The following is a 25,698-nucleotide window of genomic DNA, read 5'->3' as shown; positions in this document are numbered from 1 at the left end:
AAACCGAGATTTTTCCCGGAGGAACCCCCGTGCTGAAGAACAACCGCCGCGCCGCCATCCTCGGCCTCACCGCCGTCGCCGGCCTGACCCTGTCCGCCTGCTCCGAGGGCGGCTCCAACGCCGAGTCTCAGGTCGAGGGTCTCACCGAGACCACCGGCGAGCTGCAGGGCGAGGGCGCCACCTCGCAGCAGCGCGCGATGGACCTGTTCGCGACCCTGTTCGAGTCCAACTCGCCGGGTTCGACCCTGTCCTACAACGCCACCGGCTCCGGCTCGGGCCAGTCGCAGTTCATCGCCAACACCGTCGCGTTCGCCGGCTCCGACTCGCCGCTGAAGGACGAGCAGATCGAGGAAGCCAAGACCCGCTGCGAGGGCAACGACGCCTGGCACCTGCCGATGGTCATCGGCCCGGTCGCCATCGCCTACAACCTCGAGGGCGTCGACGTGGCCCTGTCCCCGTCCGTGACCGCCCAGATCTTCGACGGCAAGATCACCAAGTGGAACGACCCGGCCATCGCCGAGCTCAACGAGGGCGTCGACCTGCCGGACACCGACATCTCCGTCGTGTACCGCTCGGAGGAGTCGGGCACCACCGACAACTTCATGAAGTTCCTGACCTCGGCCGCCCCGGAGGACTGGGAGCACGAGGCCTCCAAGTCCTTCCCGACCGCCACCGGCGCGGGCGCCAACGGCTCCGCCGGCGTCGTCGACCAGGTCGCCCAGATCCCGGGCGCCATCACCTACGTCGAGGCGGGCTTCGCCAAGGACAAGGACCTGGGCATCGCCAAGATGGACTTCGGTCACGGCCCGGTCGAGCTCAACGCCGACTCCGTGGGCGCCGCCCTGGACAAGGTCGCGTTCAAGGGCGAGGGCAACGACATGGTCGTCGACGCCGAAGCCCTGTTCGCCATGGACGAAGAGGGCGCCTACCCGCTCGTCCTGACCACGTACGAGATCGTCTGCTCCGCGGGCTACGACGAGACCACCCGTGACCTGGTCAAGAACTTCTTCAAGATCGTCCTGGAGGAGGGCCAGTCCGAGGAGCTCGAGGACCTGGGCTACATCCCGGTTCAGGGTGACTTCAAGCAGAAGCTCGTCGACGCCGTCGACGCCATCCAGTAGGACGCTTCGACCGCGGTGACCGGCCGGTGCGCCGGTGACCGCACCCCCACAGCGACACCGCGGCCGATTGGCCCGAATCCTCCCGGGAGGGGAGGCCGAGGGCCGATCGGCCGGTGGCACGTTTGGGGAACATCACCGTCTTCACAGCTCACCAGCTAAGGAAACTCAATGACCTCTTCCACTTCCGCCTCGGGAGAACCGGCGATGGCCGAAAAGGATCGGGCCGCCGCGTCCGCCCTCGACGCGCCGCGCAATGGCTCCGGAGAAGAACCCGCCGGCGGCGAGCCGGTAGTGGCCAAGGGCGTCGTCCGCCCGGGTGACAGGATCTTCAACTTCCTGTCCGTCGGCGCCGCCTCCCTCGTCACCGTGTCGATCATCGCGATCGCCATCTTCCTTCTCCTCCGCGCGGTTCCCTCGATGCGCAACAACGAGGCGAACTTCTTCACGTACTCCGACCGCTGGAACCTGAACGACACGGCGGCGATGTACTTCGGCATCCCGAACCTGTTCCTGGTCACCGTCGCGGTGTCGGTGCTCGCGCTGCTGTTCGCCATGCCGGTCGCGCTCGGCATCGCCATCTTCCTGACCAGCTACGCGCCCAAGAAGGCCGTCAAGCCCCTGGGCTACCTCGTCGACCTGCTGGCCGCCGTGCCGTCGATCGTCTACGGCCTGTGGGGCTTCATGGCCCTCGGTCCGGCGCTGGGCGGGTTCTACAACTGGGCCGCGTCCAACCTCGGCGGCATCTTCCTGTTCACCACCTACCCGAACTCGCCGGCCTTCGAAACCGGCCGCAACCTGTTCACCGGTGGCGTGGTGCTGGCGATCATGATCCTGCCGGTCATCGCGGCCACCACCCGCGAGGTCTTCGTCCAGACGCCGCGCGGCCACATCGAGGCTTCGCTCGCCCTGGGCGCCACCCGCTGGGAGACCGTGCGCATGGCGGTCCTGCCCTTCGGCAAGTCGGGCTACATCTCGGGTTCGATGCTCGGCCTCGGTCGCGCGCTCGGCGAGACCATGGCGCTGTACATGGTCATCTCCCCGTCCAACGCGTTCCGCGGCTCGTTCTTCGAGGGCGGCACGACGTTCGCCACCGCGATCGCCAACGCCGCCCCGGAGTTCAACGACGACCTCAAGGCGGGCGCCTACATGTCCGCCGGCCTGGTCCTGTTCTTCCTGACCTTCGTGGTCAACTCCGCCGCCCGAATCATCGCCAAGAAGTAGGGAGCAGACAATGGCAATCGACAATCAGGCCGTCATCGATCAGGACCCGGCCGCCAAGGTCTCGACCTCCGATTCGGCGTTCACCCCGATCAAGAACTCGCGCAAGGTCGGCGACAAGTTCGCCACCGTCATCATCTACGCCTCCATGGCGTTGGCGCTCATCCCGCTGGGCTGGGTCCTCTACGAGGTCATCACCCGCGGTTTCCCCATGATCACGTCCGCCTCGTGGTGGACCACCTCGCAGCTCGGCGTCACCGTCGGCTCCGATTCGGGCGGCGTCGCCCACGCCATCATCGGCACTCTCGTGCAGGCGCTGGTCACCTCCATCATCACGGTGCCGTTCGGCATCTTCGTGGCCATCTACCTGGTCGAGTACGCGGGCAACTCCCGCCTCGGCAAGATCACGACCTTCATGGTCGACATCCTCTCCGGCGTGCCGTCCATCGTCGCGTCGCTGTTCATCTACTCGATGTGGGTCGTCATGTTCGGCATGTCGCGCTCGGGCTTCGCGGTGTCGCTGGCCCTGGTGCTTCTGATGCTGCCGATCGTCGTCCGCAACACCGAGGAAATGCTGCGCGTCGTGCCCAACGACCTGCGCGAGGCGTCGTACGCCCTGGGCGTGCCCAAGTGGAAGACGATCGCCAAGATCGTCCTGCCGACCGCCCTGTCCGGCATCGTCACCGGCATCATGCTGTCCATCGCCCGCGTCATGGGCGAGTCGGCCCCGATGCTGATCCTGGTCGCGACGTCGCGAATCATCACCTGGAACCCGTTCGGTCAGTCGCAGTCCTCGCTGCCGCTGTTCATGCTCGACATGTACAAGGCCGGCAACACGGGCGCCGCGTTCGACAAGATGTGGGGCGCCGCCCTGACGCTGGTGCTCATCATCGCAGTCATCAACGTCATCGCCCGCGTCATCTCCGCCAAGTTCTCCGTCAAGCAGTAGCGGCCGCCGGCCCAACACAGGAAAGAGACCACGAATCATGGCCAAGCGCCTCGATCTCAACAACGTCGACATCTACTACGGCGACTTCCACGCCGTGAAGGACGTCAACCTCCACGTCCCGCCGCGTTCCGTGACCGCCTTCATCGGCCCGTCCGGTTGCGGCAAGTCCACCGTGCTGCGTTCGCTCAACCGCATGCACGAGGTCATCCCCGGTGCGTACGTCACCGGTGAGGTTCTGCTGGACGGCGAGAACATCTACGGTCCGAAGATCGACCCGGTGTCGGTCCGCAACACCATCGGCATGGTGTTCCAGCGCCCCAACCCGTTCCCGACCATGTCCATCGAGGACAACGTCGTCGCCGGCCTGAAGCTGTCCGGCGAGAAGAACAAGAAGAAGCTCCGCGAGGTCGCCGAGAAGTCCCTGCGTTCGGCGAACCTCTGGGACGAGGTCAAGGACCGTCTGGACAAGCCGGGCGGCGGCCTCTCCGGTGGTCAGCAGCAGCGTCTGTGCATCGCCCGCGCCATCGCGGTCGAGCCGGAGGTTCTGCTCATGGACGAGCCCTGCTCGGCCCTGGACCCGATCTCCACCCTGGCGATCGAGGACCTGATCCACGAGCTGAAGGAAGACTTCACCATCGTCATCGTGACGCACAACATGCAGCAGGCCGCCCGCGTGTCCGACCAGACCGCGTTCTTCTCGCTCGAGGCGACCGGCAAGCCAGGCCAGCTCGTCGAGGTCGGCGCGACGAAGAAGATCTTCGAGAACCCGGACAAGAAGGAGACCGAGGACTACATCTCCGGTCGCTTCGGCTAAGCCGCCTTTTTTCGCTTCACGACGAACCCCGCTCCCGCCCGCAAGGTGGGGGAGCGGGGTTTTTCGTGTGGGAGTCCGACCCCGCATGCGGCATTGAACGGGGAAAAGCGAAGAACCCGCCCATGCCGGAATGGCGTGGGGCGGGTTCGGCTGCGTCTGGTTCGGCAGCGTTCGCGCGGGAGGCGACTCAGGAGTGGAAGTGGCGAGCCATGTCGCTCAAGCGCTTGGAGATCGCGGCGCGACGCTCCTCGGAGTCCAACTCGCGCAGGTAGTCCTCCTGCTTGTAGCCGGTGGCCAGGTAGACGATGCGGGCGGCGACGGCCACGGCGTGGTCGGCGTAACGCTCGAAGTAGCGGCTCAGCAGGGTCACGTCGACGGTCTCGGCCGACGTGTGCGGCCAGTCGTCGGCGGTGGTGAGGGTGAACAGGTGGCTGTGGATGTCGTCGATGGCGTCATCGTCGTCGCTGACCTGCAGGGCGCTGGCGACGTCGTAGTCGATGAGGACCTGACGGGTGTCGTGGGTGATCGTGTCGGCGACGGAGGCCATCTCGCGGAAGTAGCCCTCGACCTGCTCGGGCAGGGCCTTCCCGGGGTGGCGACGGCGGGCGGTGTTGGCGATGTGCACGGACAGGGCGCCCATGCGGGCCATGTCCTCGACGATGTAGATGCCGGAGACCACCTGGCGCAGGTCGCGCGCCACGGGAGCTTCGCGGGCGAGCAGCTCGAAAGCCCGGTCCTCTGCGGCGATGCGGAATTCGTCGAGCTTGTCGAGGGAAGTGAGGACCGACTCGGCGGCCTCGAGGTCGGCGTCGAAAAGCGCCTTGGCGGCGGCGCGGTGCATTCCATGGACGTGGTCGCACATCACGATCAGGCCGTGGGCGAGGTTGTCCATCTGTTCGCGGTAAACGGTGCGCATGGCCACCAATGGTAAGGCCTCGCCCACCCTTTCGCCTGTTGGAACCATCGCCCCCGGCAAACTCGCCGACATTGACCCCGAATAGGGGAAGCTAACCGCCGGAATGCATCAAATCCGCGCCGTCGGGCACGGTTTCATCCTCCGGGTCGTCGAGCCAACCCTCCGGGAGAATGACCTTTCCGGGCGATCCCTGGCGCCCGCGGGCACCGTCGGCGTCGTCGGGGAGGGCACCGGCGTGGGGGCCGTCGTAAAGCGGCGCGAGAACTTCGTCGAGTTCGGCGAGGGTGGTCACCCGCGTCAGGGCGGTGCGGACCTCCGAACCGGCGGGGTAGCCGCGGAGGTACCAGCCGATGTGCTTGCGCAGATCGCGGCAGCCCTTGCGCTCGCCCTCGTGCTCGACGAGGAGTTCGGCGTGGCGGCGGAGGATGCCGGCGACCTCGGCGAAGGTCGGGGCAGGCGGGACGGGCAGGCCGCGCAGCTCGGCGGACAATTGCGCGAACAGCCACGGCCGGCCCAGGCAGCCGCGGCCGACGACGACCCCGTCGCAGCCGGTGTCGTCCATCATGCGGCGGGCGTCGCCGGCGGCGAAGATGTCGCCGTTGCCCAGAACGGGCACGGTGTCGTGACCGGAGTCGACCATGTGCTCCTTCAGGCGGGCGATCTGCGACCAGTCGGCCGTTCCCGAGTAGCGCTGGGCGGCGGTGCGCGCGTGCAGGGCGACGGCGACGGCGCCGTTGTCGGCGGCGATGCGGCCGGCGTCGAGGTGCGTGTGGTGGTCGTCGTCGATGCCGACGCGGAACTTCACGGTGACGGGGATGTCGGTGCCCTCGGTGGCGCGGACGGCGGCGTCGACGATGTTGCCGAAAAGGCGGCGCTTGTACGGCAGGGCGGAACCGCCGCCGCGGCGGGTGACCTTGGGCACGGGGCAGCCGAAGTTCATGTCGATGTGGTCGGCGAGGTTTTCGTCGACGATCATCTTCGCGGCCCGGTACGTCCACTCCGGGTCGGTGGTGTAGAGCTGCAGGCTCCGCGGGTCCTCGTCGTCGGCGAAGGTGGTCATGTGCATGGTCTTGTCGTTGCGTTCGACCAGCGCGCGGGCGGTGACCATTTCACAGACGTAGAGGCCGGCGACGGTGCCCATGCGCTCGCGTTCCTGCTCGCGGCACAGCGTGCGGAACGCCACGTTGGTCACGCCCGCCATGGGGGCGAGCACGACGGGGGAGGCGAGCTGATGGGGGCCGATGCGCAGGTCTGTCACGGTCGCATTGTCGCACCGGGAGGGGCGGAGGCGAAATCGGCGTGCATCAACGATGCAGGGCAACGTCCGCATCCCTGAGGAAGCGTCCGGTGGCGGACACGGCCGGAGCCGAACTATCCGCCCCCATGATCAAAGTGCAGAACACCACGTCTCCTCTTATGCCGGCGAACCATCCGTGTGCCGGGCCGTCGCCGACTTCGGCGGTGCCGGTCTTGCCCTCGAGCTCGGGAATATCCGCCAGCTCCGTGGCGGTGCCCGATGTCACCGTTTCCCGCATCATCCCTCGCAATGCGGAGACGACTTCGGGCGACAGGGGTTGGATCTCGCGATTCGCCGTCCCCGGCGAACCCTCGATGAGCATGGGTTGCGGCACCGTTCCGCCTCTGGCCACCGTCGCTTCCATGAGGGCGATCCCGAATGGGCTCGCGACGACGCGACCCTGGCCAATCGATGCCTCGATCTGTTCCGCCGCGCTTTCGGTCACCGGTACCGAACCCGTCACCGTCGTCAGGCCTTCCGTCACGTAGTCGACACCCAGACCGAACTGCGCCGCCGTTTCGTGCAGCGCGGCCGGGTCAAGGCCCGAAGCGAGCTTGGCTTGGGTCGTGTTGCACGACCGGGCGAATGCCGTGTGCATCGGAACGGTTCCCAGTTCGAAGTCGCCATCGTTCGGAATCGTCCGGGACTCGATTTGTATCCGGGCCGGGCAATCGACCGGGGTAGCCCCGCTCACTGCTCCCTCGTTGAGGGCTGCGGCTGTCGTCACGGTCTTGAAGGTCGATCCGGGCGGGAGCATTCCGGTCAGTGCGATCGGCCCAATATCATCGGCGGCCGTGTTCTGGGCCACCGCCAACACTCCGCCGGTTCGGGCGCTCATCGCGACGATTGCGGCCGGCTTGGACTCCGCGTCAACCGATTGCTGTGCGGCATCTTGGATCGCGGTGTCGAATGTGGTTCGGATTGGTTCGGAGAACGTTGGACGCTCCTGTTCGATTACGGAAACGCCGGACGGATTCGAGACCGCGAAGGTCCAACCGGCCTTTTCTTCGAGGGTGCGCCGCCAATGGTCCGGAAGGCCCGTGAGCGCGGGGGAGCGCATTCCCCGAACGGAGGGGATCAGGCGGCCCTGCTCCACGAGCTCGATTCCGTCGATCGATCCCAGGCGCTCGGCGATCGGTGCCAGATCCTCTTCCCGAAGCACAATTGCTGTGTGGTTGGAATCGGGAGATTGCGCCCGGCTTGTTGACAACCCATCGCCGATTGATTCCGCGGTTATCCCGGGAACGGACTCGGAGAGAGTTGCAGCAAGCAATTGAAGATCGGGTGATGCATCGGGGGCGATGTTGATGAGTGTGACGGTGCGCCAGTCGAAGATCTTCGTTCCCCGGCGATCGACGACGGGGGTGTCATATGCGAGATCATCCGAATACAAGAGGCGGCCACCCTCTTCGAGACGATCATCGAGAACCCGCGGCGACCAAAGGACGCGTGCTTCGCCCCCGACATCCACCACATCGATTTTGCCCACCGTTGTCGCGCTCTTTCCGGAAGGCAGCTCCCATCGCACGGAGAATGTGAAGGAACCATCTTCGACCTCGGAATGGTCGGCGGAAACCGAGGAATTCCCCGCTCCGAGAAACGACGCCTCCAAATCACGGCGCGCCGATACCGGATCCGACGTAAGGGCCGCTGCTGCGTCGGCATTCTTGTCGGATACTGCGCGGGCGAAAGCCGCGACCGTTTCCGACTCCGGATCCCCGAATATGGAGCAGCTCACGAGGGGCGCGACGATGACGATCGGGAGAGCGGCGGCGAAGGCTCTTCGGATGGGTTTTGGTTTGGCGGAAACCTGAATCTGGGACATGGTGGCGACGCTAATCATCGCTGGGGCGGTTCTACCAGGAAGAAGAGGTGCAGAAGTCGATAACGCAGCGTTATGGTGCGTCGTAGGAGGCTCGGAGGTAATCGACCAGGATGCGCGCAATCTTGCCGATTGCAGCATCCGCCTCGGGGAGCGATGGGTCGAAGCGGGCGGCGCGGGTGATCACGCTCACCGCCACGGGGAGTTCGCCGTCCGGTTGCACGACCGCCATCTCCGAGCGGATTCGCCCGATGGTCCCGGTCTTTCCGGCGACGGTGAATCCCTTGCCCGGGAAGCCCGAGGCAATGCGATGACTCCAGGCTTGTTGCCCCAACACCGTCCGCATGAACTCGCATTGCTTCGGCGATGCGGCCCTCCCCGTCCAGATGAGTTCGAGCAATTCGCACAGTGCGTTGGGGGTCGCGTGGCTCAGGAAAGCCGGATCATGGTTCTCGAGTTTTGTGTCGCCCCCGGTGTCAATGGGGCGGCTGGCCCTCTGCAGATAGTTGGCGTCTTCCCATGCCGAGGCGCCCGAGGCCGATTCCAGTTCGGGAGGTGGCCCGAAGACGAGGTCGATGTCTTTTATGTGCAAATCCGACAGTGCGCGTGCAACGGCATCGTGGGGAAGAGCCCTTCGGATGGCCGCTGCCGCCGTATTGTCGGAGACCACGATCATCTGCCTGAGCACGTCCCTCGTGGACGCTGAAATGGGATCGTCGAAAATGCAGAAGCCGGTGGGCCCCGGCACCTGATGACCCTGTGCCGGATCGATCACGATTCGTTCGAGCGGGTCCAATTCGCTGGAGTCGATGGCGCGGCACGCGGCGATGAGCAGTGGGACCTTGTACATCGATGCGGCAGCCACCAGGGGTTGGTCCGGATCGCCGATCGATTGCCCGTTTCCGCCGATCAGACGTGCGTGATACCAGCCGTCGCACCCTGCTTCGGCCAGTATGCCCCGGATGCGCGCGCGAGCCTTTGCCTCATGCGCCGTAGTCATGGACGCGGAGGAATGTCGGGAACCGCGGCCATGGCCCGGTCGATGATGGATCTGATGTCGCCGCCGGCCTGAAACTCGGTGCGGCGAGGATGGACCACCACCCGCAGCCGCCTTTCGAAATGGGAAGGCAGGATCGAACTCACTTCCTGCGCCGCTAGGCCGGCGGTGTCTGGCCCCACGATCGCGAAAGCGCTGCCCGTGGCGACGACGGCCGGAATCTGGGATTCCCCGCATACTTCGATCACTTTGGGGGCTAACGCGTATCGGGCAAACAGTGACAGCAGTTGATCGTGACCGGCGGGATTATCGGATCGCGGTGGGGTCACGAGCTCAAGTTCATCGAGCTTCCGCCAATTGACCTGGCCGTCATCGCGAATCATCGAGGGATCGGGAACCAGGATCCAGCGTTGCTGCGAATGCTGAATTCCTCGCACGAGATCCCCGATCGGAGTGGGTTCATCGATGACGGCTGCGGCGAGTGTCCCCGAACCAACGGCTTCGACCAACTCTCCGCATGTTCCATGAATAGCTTCTATACCGATGCCCCGATTCCGGATGGCGGCGATCACGGTTTGGGCGATGGGCGACGGCACCGAGGGAGCGAAGCCGACCCGTTCCCTCAACCCCAGTTCCGCGAGTCGCCTCGCCTCGCTGCCCAATGCCGCCGCGTCCTTGACCAGGGTTCGGGCCATGGGCAGTAGAACCCGCCCTTCCGCAGTGATTTCGGCGCCGCCGGGGGTTCTCCTGACCAGCACGATGCCCAAGTGCTCCTCCAGCCGGCGCAGCCCCTGGGAGACGCCCGGTTGCGACACCTCGAGTCGTTCTGCGGCGAGTCTGAAACTGCGTTCCTCCGCTACGGCCAAGAAGATCGTCCAATGTCGAAGCAGGTCGATGCGGCCCACCCTGTGCTGTGATCGGGTCATGGCGTTTTCCTCCCGAAGAGTTCTCCATAAGCCTATGGGAATGATGGATAACCGGTCGTGAGTGAGAGAGGAACGGTGGCAGTTCCCCCGGGGGTGGCGGCTCTCACGAAACCATGTAGTTTGTGTGAAGAGTCATTAACTGAACGAAAGGACGCGGCCGTGTACGAGCATCTTGATCTGGCGCCGGAGGCATTGCTGGAGCACATTCGGCCGGGCACGAAAATCCTCGTTCCCGTGGCGGGCTGCGAGCCGCCGACGCTGCTGGACATGCTCGACGCGCACGCCGACCAACTCGAGGACGTGCGCGTCTACCAGATGTGCACCGAATCCCTGCGGCCGTATCAGATGGGGGAGTACCCCGGGAAGCTCACGCACCACGAGTTCTTCCTCGGCGGCGGATCGCGCAAGGGACACGCCAACGGCACCTCGGAGCTGTACCCGGTCAACTTCTCCATGATTCCCGAGCTGGTGCGCGACCACATCAAGCCGGACATCCTCATCGCCTCGGTGTCCGAGCCGGACGAGCACGGGTACATGTCCATCGGGCTCGGCGCGGATTATTCGGTGCAGTTCATCGGAAACCTGCCGATCTTCGGCGAGATCAACGCGAAGGTGCCCCACTCCTTCGGCCAGAACCAGATCCACGCCCGCCAGATGGTCGGTGCCACGCGGTCCGATGCGCCGGTGCTCGAGGTGCCGCCGCTGCTGCCGGCGGAGGGGTCGGCCGAGCATCGGATCGCCGAGCTCATCGCACCGGAGATCGAGGATCGCGATTGCCTGCAGTTGGGCATCGGCAAGCTGCCCAACGCGATCCTGGCCATGCTGAAGGACCGCGAGGATCTGGGCGTGCACACCGAGCTGATGTCCGACGGGGTCATGGACCTGGTCGAATGCGGTGCGGTGACGGGCCGGTTCAAGAGGTCGCACCCGCGCCAGTGCGTGGCGACGTTCATCATGGGAACCCGCAAGCTCTACGACTGGGTCGACCGCAATCCCGTCGTGTACCTCGACGCGGTCGACAGGACCAACGATCCGTTCCTCATCGGGCAGGAGCCCAACATGGTCAGCGTCAACGCCACCACGGAGGTCGACCTGCTCGGGCAGGCGGCGTCCGAGACCATCGCGGGGCGCTTCTATTCCGGTGCCGGCGGGCAGCTCGACTTCGCCATCGGCGCCCGTCGCTCGGAGGGAGGTCGCGGCTACATCGTGTGCCCGTCGGTCACCCGCGACGGTGCGAGCCGGATCAAGGTGGAGCTCGGTCCGAATTCCCCGGTGACCACGCACAAGAATTACATCGACAACGTGGTCACGGAGCACGGCATCGCCCGGCTGCGCGGCACCGACTATTCGACGCGCGCACGCCGACTCATCGAGATCGCCCATCCGGACCATCGCGAGGACCTGTATCGCCGGGCCCGCGAGCTGAACATCATCTCGCGGCTCGCGGAGTAGGCGGGCGGCGCTTTTCGGCGGTGCCCCTCGCTCTCGCACTCGCCCTCGCCCCTTCATCTCCCGTCCGCCATTTCCCGTCCGCGCCCTGCTTTGCCGGCGCCCCTCCTTCGGGTGGCTGCACACATGCTTTCGTGGTGCGAAAGTGACTCGAGTGCATGTCGTAAACGACTGGGAAGGATGGGAAAAGTGATCCGCGACATGCCACCCAATTGACGGGCGGTGGCGGAATGTCACGGTTACGGTGGCACCCGAATCCGCCGGAGAGCGAACAGCGCCCCGGCCCGAGACACTCAGGGGAACCGCATGAAACTGAACCGGAGCACGTCGATCATCGCCGCGATGGTCACCGTCGGGGCGACCTTCGCCGCCCCCGCCGCAAGCGCCCTCACCGTCGGACCGGGCTCCCCGATCCGCATGCCCGAAAAGGACGCGGTCGTCGAGGACGGCCGCCACGTCCGCACCGGCATGTGCTCCACCGGCGTCGCCGGCACCGTCACCGACGCCGAGGGCAACCAGCAGCGCGTCCTGCTCACCGCCGGCCACTGCGTGAACAAGGAGGGCCACGAGCAGATGCCCCAGTCCTCGGGCATCATCTACGCGCCGACGGCCGAGGGCGACGTGCGCATCGGCGAGGTCGGCCCGGCCGGTTTCTTCATCCCCGACGAAGATGACATCGAGGAGAACCCGAACTTCCTCGACTCCCTGTTCAACGGCTCGGACTACGCCTTCATCGAGCTCGACGACGACATCGATGCCACCGCGGTGAGCTACTCCGTCGACGAGCACGGCGACAACCACGGCGAGGGCGCCGTCATGACCGGAATCGTCGATTACTCCGAGCTGCAGCCCGGCGAGGTGTCGGTGGACAACTTCGGCCAGCCGATCTGCTCCGACGGTTCCCGCACCGGCCGCAACTGCGGCGTGCAGATCTTCCGCGTCCGCAACGGCGTTTGGGCGATCTCGCACCTGGATCACGGCGACTCGGGCGGAAACGCCTACAACCCGCACACCAACCAGGTCATCGGCGTCAACTCCATGGCCGTGGGCCCGGTGTCGCGTTACCAGCCGGTCGACCAGGCGCTGGAGGATGCGTACGGCATCGAGGACGGCACGGTCAACGATCACTTCCAGGTGGCCGACTCCACCGAGCCCCACAGCGAGTTCCGCACCATCGGCGAGGACGCCGCGTCCGACGAGGCCTGGATCGCCGAGAACGAGCCGGAGGAGGCCGAGGAGCAGGCCCCGGGTTCGTCCCTCCCGGAGATCCCGGAGCTCCCGCTGCCGGAGCTGCCGCTGCCGAACACCCCGCTGCCGGACCTGGTCGCGCGGTAATCGGGGTATTCGAGTAGGCCGACGAGGCCTGCGCGACGGGGCGGATCAGCGACGGCTGCCGCCCCGTTTCGCTTTTCCGCCTCTTCCGTTCAGCCCCGACCGCCCGTGCGGGGGTGCTCCACGACGATGATGGTCCGCTCGGGGCGCGCGCCGGGCAGGACGGGCGAGTCGAGGATCGCGCGCAGTTCCGCGGCTCCGGCGTCGTCGAGGTGTTCGAAGGGTTCGTCGAGAAGCAGGATCGGCGCGTCGGTGAGCAGGGCCCGGGCCAGGAGCAGGCGGCGCCGCTGTCCGCCGGACATGTCGTCGGCGCCGGCGGCGAGCACGGTGCCCAGGCCGTCGGGCAGCCCCGCCACCCAGTCGCCGAGTCCGACGGCGCGCAGGGTGGCGTTCATCATGTCGTCGGTGGCGTGGGGGGCGCCGACCGCCAGGTTGTCGCGGACGGTGGTGGCGAACACGTGGCCGTCTTCGGCGACGAACAGCGCACCGTCAGCCGAGCATTCCCCGCCGCGGGCGGGCAGCAGGCCGGCGAGCGTCATCAGCAGCGTCGTCTTGCCCGACCCGGATGGTTCGACGATGGTTTCCCTCGCCCCGAAGGGCAGGTCCAGATCGCGCTTGCCCACGTCGCGGTCGTGGCCGTAGACGAGGTTCCGCGCGTGCACGCGGGGTGCCTCCGGGGCCGTGTCCGGGGACGTTTCGCGTGACGACGCCCGCGTGGCGCCCGGTTCGCCGGGTTCGCCAGAGCCGCCCGCGTCGGTCAATTCGGCGAGCCTCCTCGCCGCACCGGCGGCTCCGGTCACGGCGACGGCCGCGCCGGGCAGGGCGGCGACGGATTCGAAGGCGGCCAGGGGCAGCAGCGCGAGCACGCCCATCCACTGGGGAGAATGATCGGGTGCCGCCATGCCCGCGACGACGAGCACGGCGATGACCGTCAGGGCGGAGGACAGGACGGAGATCGCGTTTCCCGCGGCGTCGGCGGGTGCGGCGGATTCTTCGGCGTGGGCGAGCCGGCGGGCGGCGCGGTCGGCGTCGGCCAGGGCGCCGTCGATCTCGCCGCGCACGCGCAGGGCGGGGGAGTCGACGAGCACCCGGTCGACGGCGGCGACGTGGTCCTCCATCGCCGCGGCCCGCTCGGCTGCGGCAATCCGGGCCGCGCGCGCCGCCGCCCACGGTGCGCAGGTGCCCGCGATGATCAGCCCGATCGCCAGCACGGCCGCGGCGGCGGGGGACAGCAGCGCCGTGAACCCGACGGCCGCCGCCGACGTCGTCACCGCCAGGCCCGCCGGCACGAGCGCGCGCACCACCACGTCGGACACGAGGTCGACGTCGTCTCCGAGCCTGGTGAGCAGGGCGCCGCGACCCAGGCGCAGGACGCGCGACGACGGGTCGTCGGCAAGCGCCCGATACGCCGACACGCGGGTCCGTGCGGCGCACCTCAGGGCCAGATCATGCGAGACGACCCGGTCGACGTACCGGAACACGGCCCTCGAAATGCCCAGCGCGCGGACGGCGGTCACGGCGACGGTGAGGTCCATGACGCTCGGCTGCTGCCACGCCTTCGTGATCAGCCACGCCGACACGATGGTCAGCGCCAACGCCGAGATCAACGTCACGGAACCGGCGACGACGGGGGCGACGAGTTCGCGCCACCGCAGCCCGGTCAGCGGACGGGCGGAGCGCAGGGCGCGCAGGTCGGCGGAAAGGCTCATCGGGCCACCTCCACGACGACGTCCGCGGCCGCCAGCACCAGCGGATCATGGGACGCCACCAGCACCGTCGCGCCCGCCGCGGCCCGCTCTCGCAGCAGGGACATCATCTCGGCGGCGTTGTCCTCGTCGAGGTGTGCGGTCGGCTCGTCGAGGATGATCAGCTCGCGGTCGCGCATCAGTTCCGCGGCGACGGCGACGCGCTGCTTCTCGCCGAGGGATAAACCTGCCGCATCGCCGACCAACGCCGCGTCGAGCACCGGCCGCTGCGGCACGTAGGAGGTGCGCGCCCACAGATCGTCGCCGGTCAGCGCACCATTCGGGCCCACGGCCGTCGCGGACCCGGTCACTCCCTCGGCGACGATGCCCAGCAGCGCCAGCAGCGCCGTCGACTTGCCCGAACCGTTGTCGCCGGCCAGCACGGTGATCGCGCCGGGCTCCGCGGTCCCGCACAGGTCGCCGGGTCGGTCGCCGTCGCGCCCCGAGGCGGTGAGGTGGTCGAAGATCACCCGGATGCCCGCGTCCGGGCGATGCTCCCCGGCGTCATCCTGCTTTGCGATGGCCGGCGTGGGGGAGGGGCCGTCGTCAAGCGAAAAGACGTCGTCGATGGCGGCCAACCCGTCCTGGGCGTCGTGGAAGCGGACGCCGACCTCGCGGACGGGGCCGTAGACCTCCGGGACGATGATGAGCACCGTCAGCCCCGCCGCCAACGTCATGCCGCCGTCGAGCAGGCGGAAACCGATGCCGACGGCCACCAACGCCACCGACAGCGTGGCCAAGAATTCCAGGACGAAACCCGACAGGAACGCGATGCGCAGCACCGACATCGTCGACGCCCGGTGCGCCTCCGACAGACGGCGGATCTCGTCGGCGGGCGCGCGGTGGCGGCCGAAGGCGCGCAGCGTCGGCAGACCCGCCACGAGATCGAGCATCTGATCCGACAACAGGCCCAGGTCACGCAGACGACGGGCCGTCCGACCGGCGGTGAGGGTGCCGACCAACCACATGAAGACCGGAATGAGCGGAAGCGTCACCGCCGCGATGAGCGCCGACCCCGCATCGAGCCACCACACCGCAGCCAACGCCGCGGGCGTGGCGATCACCGTCGACGCCAGCGCCGGAAGATACCCCGCCACGTAGGGGCCGACGCCCTCGATGCCCTCGCCGAGCAGCGTCCGCCACTTCGCGCGATCCACATGGCGGGGATCGGCGACGGCCAGGCGGGCCAGGGTGCGGGCACGCAGATCCGCGACGACCTCCGCCCCCGCGCGACGCCCGAAACGCGCCTCCGCCCACGCCACCGCCGCGCGGGCCACGGCCACGCCGACCAGCGCGGCGAGCAGCCCGGAACTATCGGCGATCGTCCGCTCCCCGGTGATGATCCCGGCCGCGATGGTGCCCACGAGGACTCCGAAGGCCAGGACGCCGACGACCCGCAGCGCCGCCAGCAGCGCGGCCGCGACGATCCACCTCCGGGCCGGGGCGGACAGCCGGGCCAGCCGGGGATCGACCGGGCCCCGGCTGGTCATGCGGTGACGGGTTCGGCGGCGACGGGCTCTGCGGTGATCCGCTTCCGGAACACCCAGTACGTCCACGCCTGATACGCGATGACCAACGGGGTGATGAACAACGCCGCCCACGTCATGATCTTCAGCGTGTACGGGTTCGACGCCGCGTTCCACACGTCCAGGCCCGCGCCGTCGGCCAGCGTGGTCGGCATCAGCCACGGGTACATCGACCCGAAGATGAGCACGGTCACCGCTACGACGGCCACCGACGTCGCCGTGAACGCGATGCCGTCGCGATCACGCAGGACCATGGCCACCCCGCCGAGGACCCCGACGAGCGCCAGGACCGTCACGGCCCAGGTCCACGGCTTGCCGTGGGCGATCTGCGTCCACAGGACGAAGGCCGCGCCGAGCACGACCGCCGCACCGGCGACGGGCACGAGCACGCCGTGGGCCTCCTCGCGCAGCCGGCCGGCGGTCTTCAGCCGCAGGAACGTCAGCCCGTGGAGGATGAACACCGCCGTCAGCGCCGCGCCGCCGAGCAGCGCATACGGGTTGAGCAGGCCGACCAGGACGTCGAGGCCGCTGGACATGCCGTGATCGGCGTCGAGCGGAACGCCGCGGACCAGGTTGGCCACGGCCACGCCCCACAGCACCGGCGGCAACCACGAACCGACGATGATCGCGGCGTCGCAACGACGGCGCCACGTCGGATCGTCGATCTTCTTCCGCCACTCCAGGCCCACGATGCGGACGATGAGCGCCAGCAGGATCAGGAACAGCGGCAGATAGAAACCGGAGAACATGGTTGCGTACCACTCCGGAAACGCCGCGAACAGGGCGCCGCCTGCGGTGATCAACCACACCTCGTTGCCGTCCCACACCGGGCCGATGGTGCGCAGCATCGCGTTTCGGCGGGCCTCGTCGCGCCCGAGGATCGGCAACAGGATGCCGACGCCGAAGTCGAAGCCCTCCAGCAGGAAATACCCGGCGAACAGGAACGCCACCAGGATGAACCACAAAACCGGCAGATCCAGTCCGAACATGATGATCACGCGTCCTTTTCGGTGGTGGTCGTGGTGGCGGCGTCGGGTTCGGTCGCGGCGTCGGCGGCGAAGCGGACGGGGGCGCCGGCTCCGACGATGGCCGCCGGCCCCTCCCCGCCGTCGACGGATGGGCCCGACTCGACCGGCGGGCCGCTGACCACCACCCGCCGAATGAGCATGAACCACACCACCGCGAGGATCGCGTAGATGAGCGTGAACCCGACCAGCGTGACCACGACCGTCCACGTCGCATGATCCGACACGCCCATGTCGACGGTCATCCGGATCAGCTCCGTCCTGGGGTCACCGAAGGACTCCGGGTTCGGGTGGACCACCCACGGTTGACGGCCCATCTCGGTGAACACCCATCCGGCGGAGTTGGCCAGGAACGGGAACGGAATCGCCGCCAACGAACCCCACGCGAACCACGTCGCCCACTTGCCCTGCGGCAGACGGCCGCCGCGGGTGAACAGCCAGCTGAAAAACGCGATCGCCAGCGAGCCGACCATGAGGCCGATCATCGCGCGGAAGGACCAGTACGTGACGAACAGGTTCGGCTGGTAATTGCCGGGGCCGAACATCATCTCGTAGCGCTGCTGCAGGTCGAGCACGCCCTCCAGCGTGACCCCGCTGAACTTGCCCTCCGCCAGGAAGGGCAGCACCCACGGCAGATCCAGCACGTGGACGACGGACTCGCAATTGTTGTGCGTGCCGATCGACAGAACGGAGAAGCGCGGATCGGTTTCGGTCACGCACAGCGACTCGGCCGACGCCATCTTCATCGGCTGCTGCACGAACATCAGCTTGGCCTGGATGTCACCCGTCCATGCCACGGCGATGGAGGACAACACCACGGTCCACCACCCCAAACGGTGGGCGGGACGGTGCGCGTCGTGGCGCTGTGCGTCGTCAAGCTCCCGACCCTCCGCCGCCGCGGCCCGCTCCAGTCGCGCGGCCTTGACCATCCACCAACCCGTCACGCCCAGCACGAACGTGCCGGCCGTGAGGAAGGAACCGGCCACCGCATGCGGGAACGCCGCCAGCGCGGTCGGGTTGGTCAGCAGCGCGACGAAGTCGGTGAGCTCCGCGCGGCCCGTCTCCGGGTTGTACACCGCACCCACGGGGTGCTGCATGAACGAATTGGCCACGATGATGAAATACGCCGACAGGTTCACGGCGATCGCGACCAGCCAAATCGATGCGGTGTGCAGCCAGCCGGGGATGCGCCCCCAACCGAAGATCCACAAGCCCAGGAACGTCGACTCCAGGAAGAACGCGATCAGTCCCTCCAGCGCCAGCGGCCCGCCGAAGACGTCGCCGACCATCCGCGAGTACTCCGACCAGTTCATGCCGAACTGGAACTCCTGCACGATGCCCGTGGCGACGCCCATGGCGAAGTTGATCAGGAAGACGGTGCCGAAGAACCGCGTCGCCCGGTACCAGTGGGCCTTCCCCGTCACCTGCCACATCGTCTGCATCAACGCGACCATCGGCGCCAAACCGATGGTCAGCGGCACGAATATGAAGTGGTAGACGGTGGTGATGCCGAATTGCCACCGTGACACGTCCACGACGTCCATGAACTCTCCTCGGCGAAAAGCGGGCAGCGGAAAAGGGCGCGCGAAGTCCCGGAGGGCGATGAGCCTCTCACTGCAACAGTCGTCCCGCTGCCTCGGTTGGTTCCCGGCGGCGATGGGGGTGGGGGTAATCGAAATGCGTAAGACCACTGCTTGACGACGGTCCGTCGAGTGAGAACCGGGGGTGACCGTGCGTGTCGCCGGGGCTTCGCAACCGTTGCGTGGAGTACGGGGCGGTCGCGTGGGGTGTGGGCACGACACGGGACCCGGTTTTCCTCTCGCGGGGGAGGGGGCGGTAGGATTTTCCGGGCATGGGCCTCTAGCTCAGTTGGTAGAGCTGCGGACTTTTAATCCGTAGGTCGTGGGTTCGAGCCCCACGGGGCCCACTTTTCCCCCTTTCCTGTTCGTGCAGGTTAGGGGGATTTTTCATGTGCGCCGTAGATTTTTTCGGGATTTTTGGTCGGGAGTGGTTGCACTGCGGCTGTTTACAGGTGTAAAAAACTTACATGCGTAAAATCCAGAATCCACCGCGACCGGCGTCCCGGTCCCGCGACAAGCTCCGCACCGCGGCCGTCGCGCTCTTGGATGAACGGGCGCCGGTCGACATCACGATCACCGACCTGGTCAACGAAGCCGGCGTCAGCCGGCCCACCTTCTACGCCGTCTACGGCGACCTGGCCGAGGCATGGGCCGACGCCGCCGTTCTCCGCCTGGACGAGGCGTTCGCGGACATCGATCCGGCCTCCGACGGCTTCGACTCCGGCGACATCGACCGTATCCTCGAGGTCATCGGCATCGCCGTCGAAAAGCTCGAGCCGCACGTCGACTTCATGCATCGCGTCCTCGCCGGCCCGGGCGGCCAGGAAGTCCTCCATCAGTCCATCGACTACTTGGCGGGCCGGATCCTCGCCGCCCCGACCCTCGGCGGCAGCCTCGCCGCCGGACCGCTGGCGCCGGAAACCGCCGCCCGCGCCATCGCCGCCTCCATCGCGTGGACCGCGGCGCAGTGGGCGGGCGACGACGACCGCGGCCCCCTCGACGAGCTCGTCTCCGACCTCGGGGTCCTGCTCGTCCGGGGCGTCGACGGCGGATTGGGGGTGGCGCGATGAGCACCCGCGATCCCCGCCGGACACTGGCGTTCTGGTTGGCGCCGACCCTCGCCGTCGCCCTGCTGACGATCTTCTTCGGCGGCGCCTACCTCACCGGCAACGTCAATCCCAAGAAAAACCTCCACGAATTCCCGATCGCCATCGTCAACGCCGACCGCGGCGCCGGCACCCTCGACGGCACCGAGTTGAGGGCGGGCGACCAGGTCGTCGAAGGCCTCGTCGACGGCATCGACGAAGAGCAGTTCGACCTGCGTCAGCTCAGCGGCCAGGAAGCCATCGACCAGATGTCGCGGGGTGAACTGTACGGCGCGATCGTCATCCCCGAGAACTTCAGTTCCCGCCTCAACGCCTGGGGCATCGGCACCATGGTCGACAACGAGGTCGTCGCCCCGGACATCCGCATCGTCTCCAACCCCGCGGCCGGCTTGGGTGCATCGACCATCGTCAAGGAGGTCGGCTTCCAAGTTCGCACGGAGGTCGACGAAGCCGTCGGCAAGCAACTGCTGGAAAAGGTCGAAGCCGCAGCCGCGGACGCACCGGAAGGGCAGGGGCCGACCGGCACCGCCCTGGCCGCCGCGGCGCACCCGGTCGACTTCAAATTCGAGGAATTCCACCCGCTTCCCGACGGCACCGGCAACGGCCTGTCCGCGTTCTACTGGACGCTGCTCATCGTGCTCGCCGGCTTCACCGGTGCGATGGTGACCGGCCAGATCGTCGACAACCGCCTGGGCATCCACTCGCTGGAGTGGGGGCCGGTATTCGTGCGGCACGACCACCATCGCGTGTCGCGGCTGGCGACCCTCGTGGTGAAGTTCGGCATGTCCGCCACCCAGGCCGCCCTCGTCGCGGCGCTGTACGTCGTCATCGGCTCGATGGTCGGCATGCCCCTGCACAAACCGTTCGCCCTGTGGGGGTTCACCGCCGCGATGATCCTCGCCGTCGGCTGGGTCAGCCACGCCATCAACGCGCTGCTGGGCAACCCGGGTCTGGTGGTCAACCTCATCTTGTTCATCGTCCTGGGGCTGCCGTCGGCCGGCGGCACGCTGCCGCTGGAGGCCGTGCCGGAGTTCTTCCGGGTGCTGGGCCTGATCTCGCCGATGCACCAGATCTACCTCGGCTCGCGGTCGATGCTCTACCTCGGCGGCACGTGGGAGTCGGGCGTCGGCAACGCGCTGATCTACGCCGGCATTTCCGTGGCCGTCGCGGTGACCATCGGCCTGATCGCTTCCGTGTGGTTCGATCGGAAGGGCTGGCTGCGCGCACCGGCTCCGGAGTCGGAGCCCGCGCCGGAGTCTGAGTCCGCGCCGGAGTCGGAGCCCGCGGACGCGGTCTGACCTGAGGGGATAAATCGCCGGGAACTCTCGGGGAATGGATTCGACTAATCAGCGTTCGGCCGAACGCTTCCAGTCGCACCCCCGAGTCTTTCCCGAGGAGTTTTGACCCCATGTCCGAAACCCCCACGGCCCGTCGCGTCAACCGCGACCGGCCCGCGCGTTTCCTCCATCGCCTGCACTTCTACGCGGGTTTGATGGTCGGCCCATTCCTGCTGATCGCGGCCATTTCCGGTGCGTTCTACGCGCTGGCGCCGACGATCGAGAAGGTCGTCTACGCCGACCTGCTCACCGTCGACCCGGCGACCGCCGCCGTCGTCGGCGAGGAGCGGACCTATTCCGGGCTCGGCGAGCTGCCGGTGCGCCGGTGGCTGTCCGGTCTGCATCAGCAACTCCACCTGGGCGAACCCGGCGAACTCTACGCCGAGCTGGCCGCTTCGTGGTTGTGGGTGCTCGCACTGGGCGGGCTGTACCTGTGGTGGCGCCGCGTGTCGGCCGCCCGACGTCGTGATCCCGGCACCCGAACCCGCCTGTGGCGCGCCGCCCCCGCCCCGACGGGCGACACGGGCCGCCGTCGACGGTCGCTCAATCTCCACGCCGTTCTCGGCGTGTGGCTGATCGTCGCGATGCTCGGCCTGGCCGCCACCGGCATCACGTGGTCGCAGAGGGTCGGCGCGAACGTCGACGCCGTCGTTTCCGCGCTGGACTGGAAGGCGCCGAAGGTCGACGCCACGCTGCCGCCGGAATCGCCGGGCGCCGGTCGGCCGGCCTCACCCGCGCAGGCCGATCGCGTCATCGCCGTCGGCCTGGGCATCGCGGCGATCATCGTGCTGGGTTACCGCATGTGGTGGCTGCGTCGTCCCACCGTGCGCGGCACTTCGGTTCCCGGTCTGCCGGATGTCCCGTCGTGGCGCATCGTCGCCGGGGTGGTCGTCTTCGCCGCGACGGTCGGCGCGTTCCTGCCGCTCCTCGGCATGTCGATGATCGGCTTCCTGCTGCTCGATCTCGTGCTCATCGGCCGCTCGAGGGCTCGCCGCCGGGCCGTCGAAAAGCAGCGCGAACCTGCGATTTTGTCGGGTGGTGTGCCGTAGGCTAGTGTTTCATACGTTGCCGCGGGGGTTCGTTCCCCCGCGCCCAACGCGAAGACGAGCTCCCTTCGTCTAGCGGCCTAGGACACCGCCCTTTCAAGGCGGCGGCGCGGGTTCGAATCCCGTAGGGAGTACCACTCCCCGAATGGGAGCACAACAGAACAAGGCCCTGTGGCGCAGTTGGTTAGCGCGCCGCCCTGTCACGGCGGAGGTCGCGGGTTCAAGTCCCGTCAGGGTCGCCATTTTTCTGGCGAAGGCGGTCATCCATTTCAGGTGGGTGGCCGCCTTTCGTGTTCGTCGGTGGCGGGTATTGCTTTGCGACGTTCGCCCCTTTCCTTTTTTATCGCGCGGCAAGGGAGCGGCGTGGCGGGGCCGACGTCGGCGACGGGCGTGGCGAATGAGTGGAATTTCGTTGTGAGCTGCGGATTTGTGCCCCCGATGAACGGCTGTGTAGAGTATCAACTCGTGCACGGACGGAGTTCGTGTGCGGCATTAAGGCCCTGTGGCGCAGTTGGTTAGCGCGCCGCCCTGTCACGGCGGAGGCCGCGGGTTCAAGTCCCGTCAGGGTCGCCGACATTCCCCCAGAGGGTTTGTTCGGCCAGATAGCTCAGTTGGTAGAGCGTCCGCCTGAAAAGTGGAAGGTCAGCGGTTCGATCCCGCTTCTGGCCACAATCGAATGACCGGGAGTCCGCCGAAAGGCGGGCTTCCGGTTTTTCGTCGTCCCCGCCGCGCCTTTTTCGGCGCGGAACTTACCCCGCCCTCATCGATTCGGCCGCGGGACGACGTCGGTAAAATCAATGTCCATGAGTACCGAATTCGCATCGGCGGGAACGATGTCCGGCGATGAGTCGCTGCCGTCGGTCATCCGCATCTTCCTCTTCACCGACGAGCCCGGCCGGGTGGCCGCAGCCGACACGATTCGCGGAGCGCTCGAGGAGTTCGTCCCCGGCTCCGGCGCGCGTGTGTACGAGGACGTCATGCCCGACGGTGCCCAGGGTTCGTCCATGTTGGACGAGTGGCGCGAAGCCAACCCCGGTGCCGACGTGGGGGAGCGGGCGCGTCACCGCATCACCGTCGTCGTCCCCGGTCTGTCGCACGCGGAGCTGGCGGATCTGTCGGGATCGCTCGCGGACCTGGTGAGTCCCGGCTGGCGTTCCGGCGTCGCCGCCGAACGGGCCCATGGCACGGGGTCGGTGCCCTGTCGTGTGGCCGTCGGTCGCGCCGACGAGCAGCCCGGCACTCCGCCGGCCGCGGTCGACCACGGCGCCGTCTGACGGTTCCGTCCGTCGATTGCGCGATGGTGTCCGCCGGGCGTGCGTACCCTGGTGGGAAACATCATCGACCGAGGGAGAATCACCATGGCGCACACCATCGATCACGACGAGTCCGGACGTCGTTACGTCATCATCGTCGACGGCGAAGAGGCCGGTTTCGCGGCCTACGAGCCCGCCGAAGGTGCGTTGAATTTCAATCACACCGTCGTCTACGAGCGGTTCCAGGGGCAGGGCCTGTCCAAGCCCCTGATCCAGGCCGCGCTTGACGACGTCCGCCGAACCGGTGGATCCGTCATCCCGTCGTGCTCGGCCGTGGAGCGGTTCATCGCGAAGAACCCCGATTACGCCGACCTGGTCGCGTAACCGCCACGCACCCAATCCACACCACGGGGCCCAAACCACGGGGGCAGTGGCGACCCCGTGGTTTAGCCCGAAAAAGGGGCCGACCCCGTGGTGTGCGGGGTCGGCCCTTTGTCGTCGCCCGGTCGGCGCCGTTCGTGGTTCGACGGCGGAATTGCAGTCGGATGCCGCAGCTAGATCCCGTCGCCGTCGCCCTGGACGTACTCCGCCGGGTCCAGCAGCGGCCGGTGTTCCTCCGGCTGACGGGGGCGGGCCTTGCCCGGAATGCCCACCACGATGGAATCGGGCGGGCAGTCCCGCGTGACCACCGCGTTGGCGCCGATGGCCGAACCGGCGCCGATGACGACAGGGCCCAGCACCTTCGCGCCGGCGCCGACCGTCACGTTGTCCTCCAACGTCGGGTGCCGCTTGACCTTCGCCAGGCTGCGGCCGCCCAGGGTGACGCCGTGGTACAGCATCACGCCGTCGCCGATCTCGGCGGTTTCGCCGATGACCACGCCCATGCCGTGGTCGATGAAGAACCGGCGGCCGATCTTCGCGCCCGGGTGGATCTCGATGCCCGTGAGGAACCGGGTGAACTGGGCCAGGATTCGCGCCAGGCCCTTCGCCGCGCCCCCCTTCTGCCACAGCGCGTGGGCGGCTCGGTGCGCCCAAATGGCGTGCAGGCCCGAATAGACCAGGGCGTTTTCCACGTCACCGCGGGCGGCGGGGTCGTGCGCGCGGGCGTTGTCCAGGTCCTCCTTGAGGATCCTCAGGAACGAATTCATGGTGACCAACTTTACATAGCGCACCGCCGACGCCCCGGTATGAGGGAGCGTCGGCGGCGGATGCGGGAGGGGGCGCAGTCCGGGTTTAGTCGCGCAGGTCCTGGTACAGGATGGAGGAGACGTAGCGCTCGCCGAAGTCCGGGATGATGACCACGATGGTCTTGCCCTCGGCCTCGGGGCGGGCGGCGATCTCGAGGGCGGCCTTGACGTTGGCGCCGGCCGAGATGCCGCCGAGGATGCCCTCCTGCTTCGCCAGCTCGCGGGAGGTGGCGATGGCATCTTCGTTGGTGGAGGTGAGGACCTCGTCGAGCAGGTCCCGGTCGAGGATCTCCGGGACGAAGTTGGCGCCCAGGCCCTGGATCTTGTGCGGGCCGGCCTTGCCCTCGGTGAGCAGCGGGGAATCCGCCGGCTCGACGGCGACGAGCTTGACGTCCGGGTTGTGCTTCTTCAGCGTGCGGCCGGCGCCGGTGATGGTGCCGCCGGTGCCGATGCCGGCGACGAAGTAATCGACCTTGCCGTCGGTGTCGGCCCAGATCTCCTCGCCGGTGGTGGCGGCGTGAACCTCGGGGTTGGCCTGGTTGGCGAACTGGGAGGCCAGGATGGCGTTGTCGGTGTTCTCGACGATCTCCTTGGCCTTGTTCACCGCGCCCTTCATGCCCTCGGCGCCCGGGGTCAGCACCAGCTCGGCGCCGAATGCGCGCAGCACGACTCGGCGCTCCTGGCTCATGGTGTCCGGCATGGTGAGGATGACCTTGTAGCCGCGGGCGGCGCCGACCAGCGCCAGGGCGATGCCCGTGTTGCCCGAGGTGCCCTCGACGATGGTGCCGCCCGGCTTCAGCTCGCCGGAGGCCTCCGCGGCGTCGATGATGGCCTTGCCGATGCGGTCCTTGACGCTGTTGGCCGGGTTGTAGAACTCCAGCTTGGCGACGACCGTGCCGGGCAGGCCCTCGGTGAGGCGGTTGAGCTTGACCAGCGGGGTGCCGCCGATCAGGTCGGTGATGTTGTCGTGGATGGTCATCCAGTCGGTTCCTTTCTCGTTTCCTTCGTCGGTGGGCGAGTGTACGCCGCGATGCCCTCTTTGTACAGACAGG

22 protein-coding genes and 5 tRNA genes are annotated in these 25,698 nt (G+C 67.6%); 16 read left to right on the top strand and 11 right to left on the bottom strand.

Annotated elements, in window-relative coordinates; all coding sequences use genetic code 11:
• Positions 1-29 precede the first annotated feature (29 nt).
• From pstS to pstB, 4 genes are all read left to right on the top strand, one after another.
• Entirely contained in the window at positions 30-1,121 is a 1,092-nt protein-coding gene (gene pstS, locus HMPREF3121_RS10225) for a phosphate ABC transporter substrate-binding protein PstS (protein WP_070523108.1), read from the top strand.
• Between the two features lie 168 nt (positions 1,122-1,289).
• Complete coding sequence (gene pstC, locus HMPREF3121_RS10220) at positions 1,290-2,342, top strand: phosphate ABC transporter permease subunit PstC (protein WP_070523100.1); 1,053 nt, start codon at positions 1,290-1,292, stop codon at positions 2,340-2,342.
• Between the two features lie 10 nt (positions 2,343-2,352).
• Positions 2,353-3,288: a phosphate ABC transporter permease PstA gene (pstA, locus tag HMPREF3121_RS10215; RefSeq protein ID WP_070523097.1), complete on the top strand. Its 936-nt coding sequence runs from the start codon at positions 2,353-2,355 to the stop codon at positions 3,286-3,288.
• Positions 3,289-3,325: 37 nt separating this feature from the next.
• Positions 3,326-4,102 (top strand): phosphate ABC transporter ATP-binding protein PstB, encoded by a 777-nt coding sequence (gene pstB, locus HMPREF3121_RS10210; protein WP_070523092.1) that lies wholly within the window; start codon positions 3,326-3,328, stop codon positions 4,100-4,102.
• 187 nt (positions 4,103-4,289) lie between these two features.
• Here the strand turns inward: pstB and phoU are convergent, their stop codons facing one another.
• From phoU to HMPREF3121_RS10185, 5 genes are all read right to left on the bottom strand, one after another.
• Positions 4,290-5,018, bottom strand: a complete 729-nt coding sequence (gene phoU / locus HMPREF3121_RS10205) for a phosphate signaling complex protein PhoU (protein ID WP_070523089.1) — start codon at positions 5,016-5,018, stop codon at positions 4,290-4,292.
• Between the two features lie 91 nt (positions 5,019-5,109).
• Positions 5,110-6,219 (bottom strand): tRNA dihydrouridine synthase DusB, encoded by a 1,110-nt coding sequence (gene dusB, locus HMPREF3121_RS10200; protein WP_070523137.1) that lies wholly within the window; start codon positions 6,217-6,219, stop codon positions 5,110-5,112.
• Positions 6,220-6,322: 103 nt separating this feature from the next.
• Positions 6,323-8,140 (bottom strand): penicillin-binding transpeptidase domain-containing protein, encoded by a 1,818-nt coding sequence (locus HMPREF3121_RS10195; protein WP_168161399.1) that lies wholly within the window; start codon positions 8,138-8,140, stop codon positions 6,323-6,325.
• Positions 8,141-8,210: 70 nt separating this feature from the next.
• Positions 8,211-9,137, bottom strand: a complete 927-nt coding sequence (locus HMPREF3121_RS10190) for a serine hydrolase (protein WP_035122752.1) — start codon at positions 9,135-9,137, stop codon at positions 8,211-8,213.
• Positions 9,134-10,060 carry a LysR family transcriptional regulator gene (locus tag HMPREF3121_RS10185; protein WP_070523083.1) on the bottom strand — a complete coding sequence of 309 codons (927 nt, stop codon included), beginning with the start codon at positions 10,058-10,060 and terminating at the stop codon, positions 9,134-9,136. The genes HMPREF3121_RS10190 and HMPREF3121_RS10185 overlap by 4 nt, the downstream gene beginning before the upstream one ends.
• A gap of 159 nt (positions 10,061-10,219) precedes the next feature.
• On the opposite strand from HMPREF3121_RS10185, the gene HMPREF3121_RS10180 reads away from it, so the two are divergent.
• Both HMPREF3121_RS10180 and HMPREF3121_RS10175 read left to right on the top strand, forming a co-directional pair.
• Complete coding sequence (locus HMPREF3121_RS10180) at positions 10,220-11,512, top strand: acetyl-CoA hydrolase/transferase family protein (protein WP_141743072.1); 1,293 nt, start codon at positions 10,220-10,222, stop codon at positions 11,510-11,512.
• 303 nt (positions 11,513-11,815) lie between these two features.
• A complete protein-coding gene (locus tag HMPREF3121_RS10175; protein WP_070523081.1) occupies positions 11,816-12,844 on the top strand; it encodes a chymotrypsin family serine protease in 1,029 nt (342 codons plus the stop codon).
• A gap of 89 nt (positions 12,845-12,933) precedes the next feature.
• On the opposite strand, the gene cydC is transcribed toward HMPREF3121_RS10175, so the two are convergent.
• The 4 genes from cydC to HMPREF3121_RS10155 are packed head-to-tail and all read right to left on the bottom strand — an operon-like array spanning position 12,934 to position 18,681.
• Positions 12,934-14,550, bottom strand: a complete 1,617-nt coding sequence (gene cydC, locus HMPREF3121_RS10170) for a thiol reductant ABC exporter subunit CydC (protein WP_070523078.1) — start codon at positions 14,548-14,550, stop codon at positions 12,934-12,936.
• A complete protein-coding gene (locus HMPREF3121_RS10165; protein ID WP_083291615.1) occupies positions 14,547-16,076 on the bottom strand; it encodes an ABC transporter ATP-binding protein/permease in 1,530 nt (509 codons plus the stop codon). Before HMPREF3121_RS10165 ends, cydC begins: the two co-directional genes overlap by 4 nt.
• Positions 16,073-17,092: a cytochrome d ubiquinol oxidase subunit II gene (cydB, locus tag HMPREF3121_RS10160; protein WP_070523130.1), complete on the bottom strand. Its 1,020-nt coding sequence runs from the start codon at positions 17,090-17,092 to the stop codon at positions 16,073-16,075. The genes HMPREF3121_RS10165 and cydB overlap by 4 nt, the downstream gene beginning before the upstream one ends.
• A gap of 14 nt (positions 17,093-17,106) precedes the next feature.
• A complete protein-coding gene (locus HMPREF3121_RS10155) occupies positions 17,107-18,681 on the bottom strand; it encodes a cytochrome ubiquinol oxidase subunit I (protein ID WP_070523076.1) in 1,575 nt (524 codons plus the stop codon).
• A gap of 310 nt (positions 18,682-18,991) precedes the next feature.
• On the opposite strand from HMPREF3121_RS10155, the gene HMPREF3121_RS10150 reads away from it, so the two are divergent.
• From HMPREF3121_RS10150 to HMPREF3121_RS10105, 10 genes are all read left to right on the top strand, one after another.
• Positions 18,992-19,064 (top strand) — tRNA-Lys (locus tag HMPREF3121_RS10150).
• Positions 19,065-19,184: 120 nt separating this feature from the next.
• The gene (locus HMPREF3121_RS12465; RefSeq protein ID WP_070523074.1) at positions 19,185-19,787 is read left to right on the top strand and encodes a TetR/AcrR family transcriptional regulator; all 603 of its coding nucleotides are present in this window, start codon (positions 19,185-19,187) and stop codon (positions 19,785-19,787) included.
• Positions 19,784-21,121, top strand: a complete 1,338-nt coding sequence (locus HMPREF3121_RS10140) for a YhgE/Pip domain-containing protein (RefSeq protein WP_070523072.1) — start codon at positions 19,784-19,786, stop codon at positions 21,119-21,121. The genes HMPREF3121_RS12465 and HMPREF3121_RS10140 overlap by 4 nt, the downstream gene beginning before the upstream one ends.
• Before the next feature lie 110 nt (positions 21,122-21,231).
• Entirely contained in the window at positions 21,232-22,209 is a 978-nt protein-coding gene (locus tag HMPREF3121_RS10135) for a PepSY-associated TM helix domain-containing protein (RefSeq protein ID WP_070523070.1), read from the top strand.
• 58 nt (positions 22,210-22,267) lie between these two features.
• A tRNA-Glu gene (locus HMPREF3121_RS10130) sits at positions 22,268-22,343 on the top strand.
• Positions 22,344-22,371: 28 nt separating this feature from the next.
• A tRNA-Asp gene (locus HMPREF3121_RS10125) sits at positions 22,372-22,448 on the top strand.
• Between the two features lie 254 nt (positions 22,449-22,702).
• Positions 22,703-22,776: transfer RNA gene (locus tag HMPREF3121_RS10120), tRNA-Asp, on the top strand.
• A gap of 26 nt (positions 22,777-22,802) precedes the next feature.
• Positions 22,803-22,875, top strand: a tRNA-Phe gene (locus HMPREF3121_RS10115).
• Between the two features lie 134 nt (positions 22,876-23,009).
• Positions 23,010-23,480, top strand: coding sequence for a hypothetical protein (locus HMPREF3121_RS10110; protein WP_070523129.1), 471 nt, complete (start codon positions 23,010-23,012; stop codon positions 23,478-23,480).
• Positions 23,481-23,564: 84 nt separating this feature from the next.
• On the top strand, positions 23,565-23,843 hold the full coding sequence (locus HMPREF3121_RS10105) for a GNAT family N-acetyltransferase (RefSeq protein WP_070523068.1): 279 nt from the start codon (positions 23,565-23,567) through the stop codon (positions 23,841-23,843).
• A 170-nt stretch (positions 23,844-24,013) separates the two neighbouring features.
• On the opposite strand, the gene epsC is transcribed toward HMPREF3121_RS10105, so the two are convergent.
• Complete coding sequence (epsC, locus tag HMPREF3121_RS10100; RefSeq protein ID WP_070523065.1) at positions 24,014-24,607, bottom strand: serine O-acetyltransferase EpsC; 594 nt, start codon at positions 24,605-24,607, stop codon at positions 24,014-24,016.
• Between the two features lie 85 nt (positions 24,608-24,692).
• Positions 24,693-25,625, bottom strand: a complete 933-nt coding sequence (gene cysK, locus HMPREF3121_RS10095; RefSeq protein ID WP_070523062.1) for a cysteine synthase A — start codon at positions 25,623-25,625, stop codon at positions 24,693-24,695.
• Positions 25,626-25,698 lie beyond the last annotated feature (73 nt).

Origin of the sequence: Corynebacterium sp. HMSC11E11 (assembly GCF_001807025.1) — a bacterium.
GTDB lineage: Bacteria > Actinomycetota > Actinomycetes > Mycobacteriales > Mycobacteriaceae > Corynebacterium > Corynebacterium freneyi.
The sequence above is the reverse complement of the archived record's forward strand: the minus strand, read 5'-3'. Positions and strand labels throughout refer to the sequence as shown.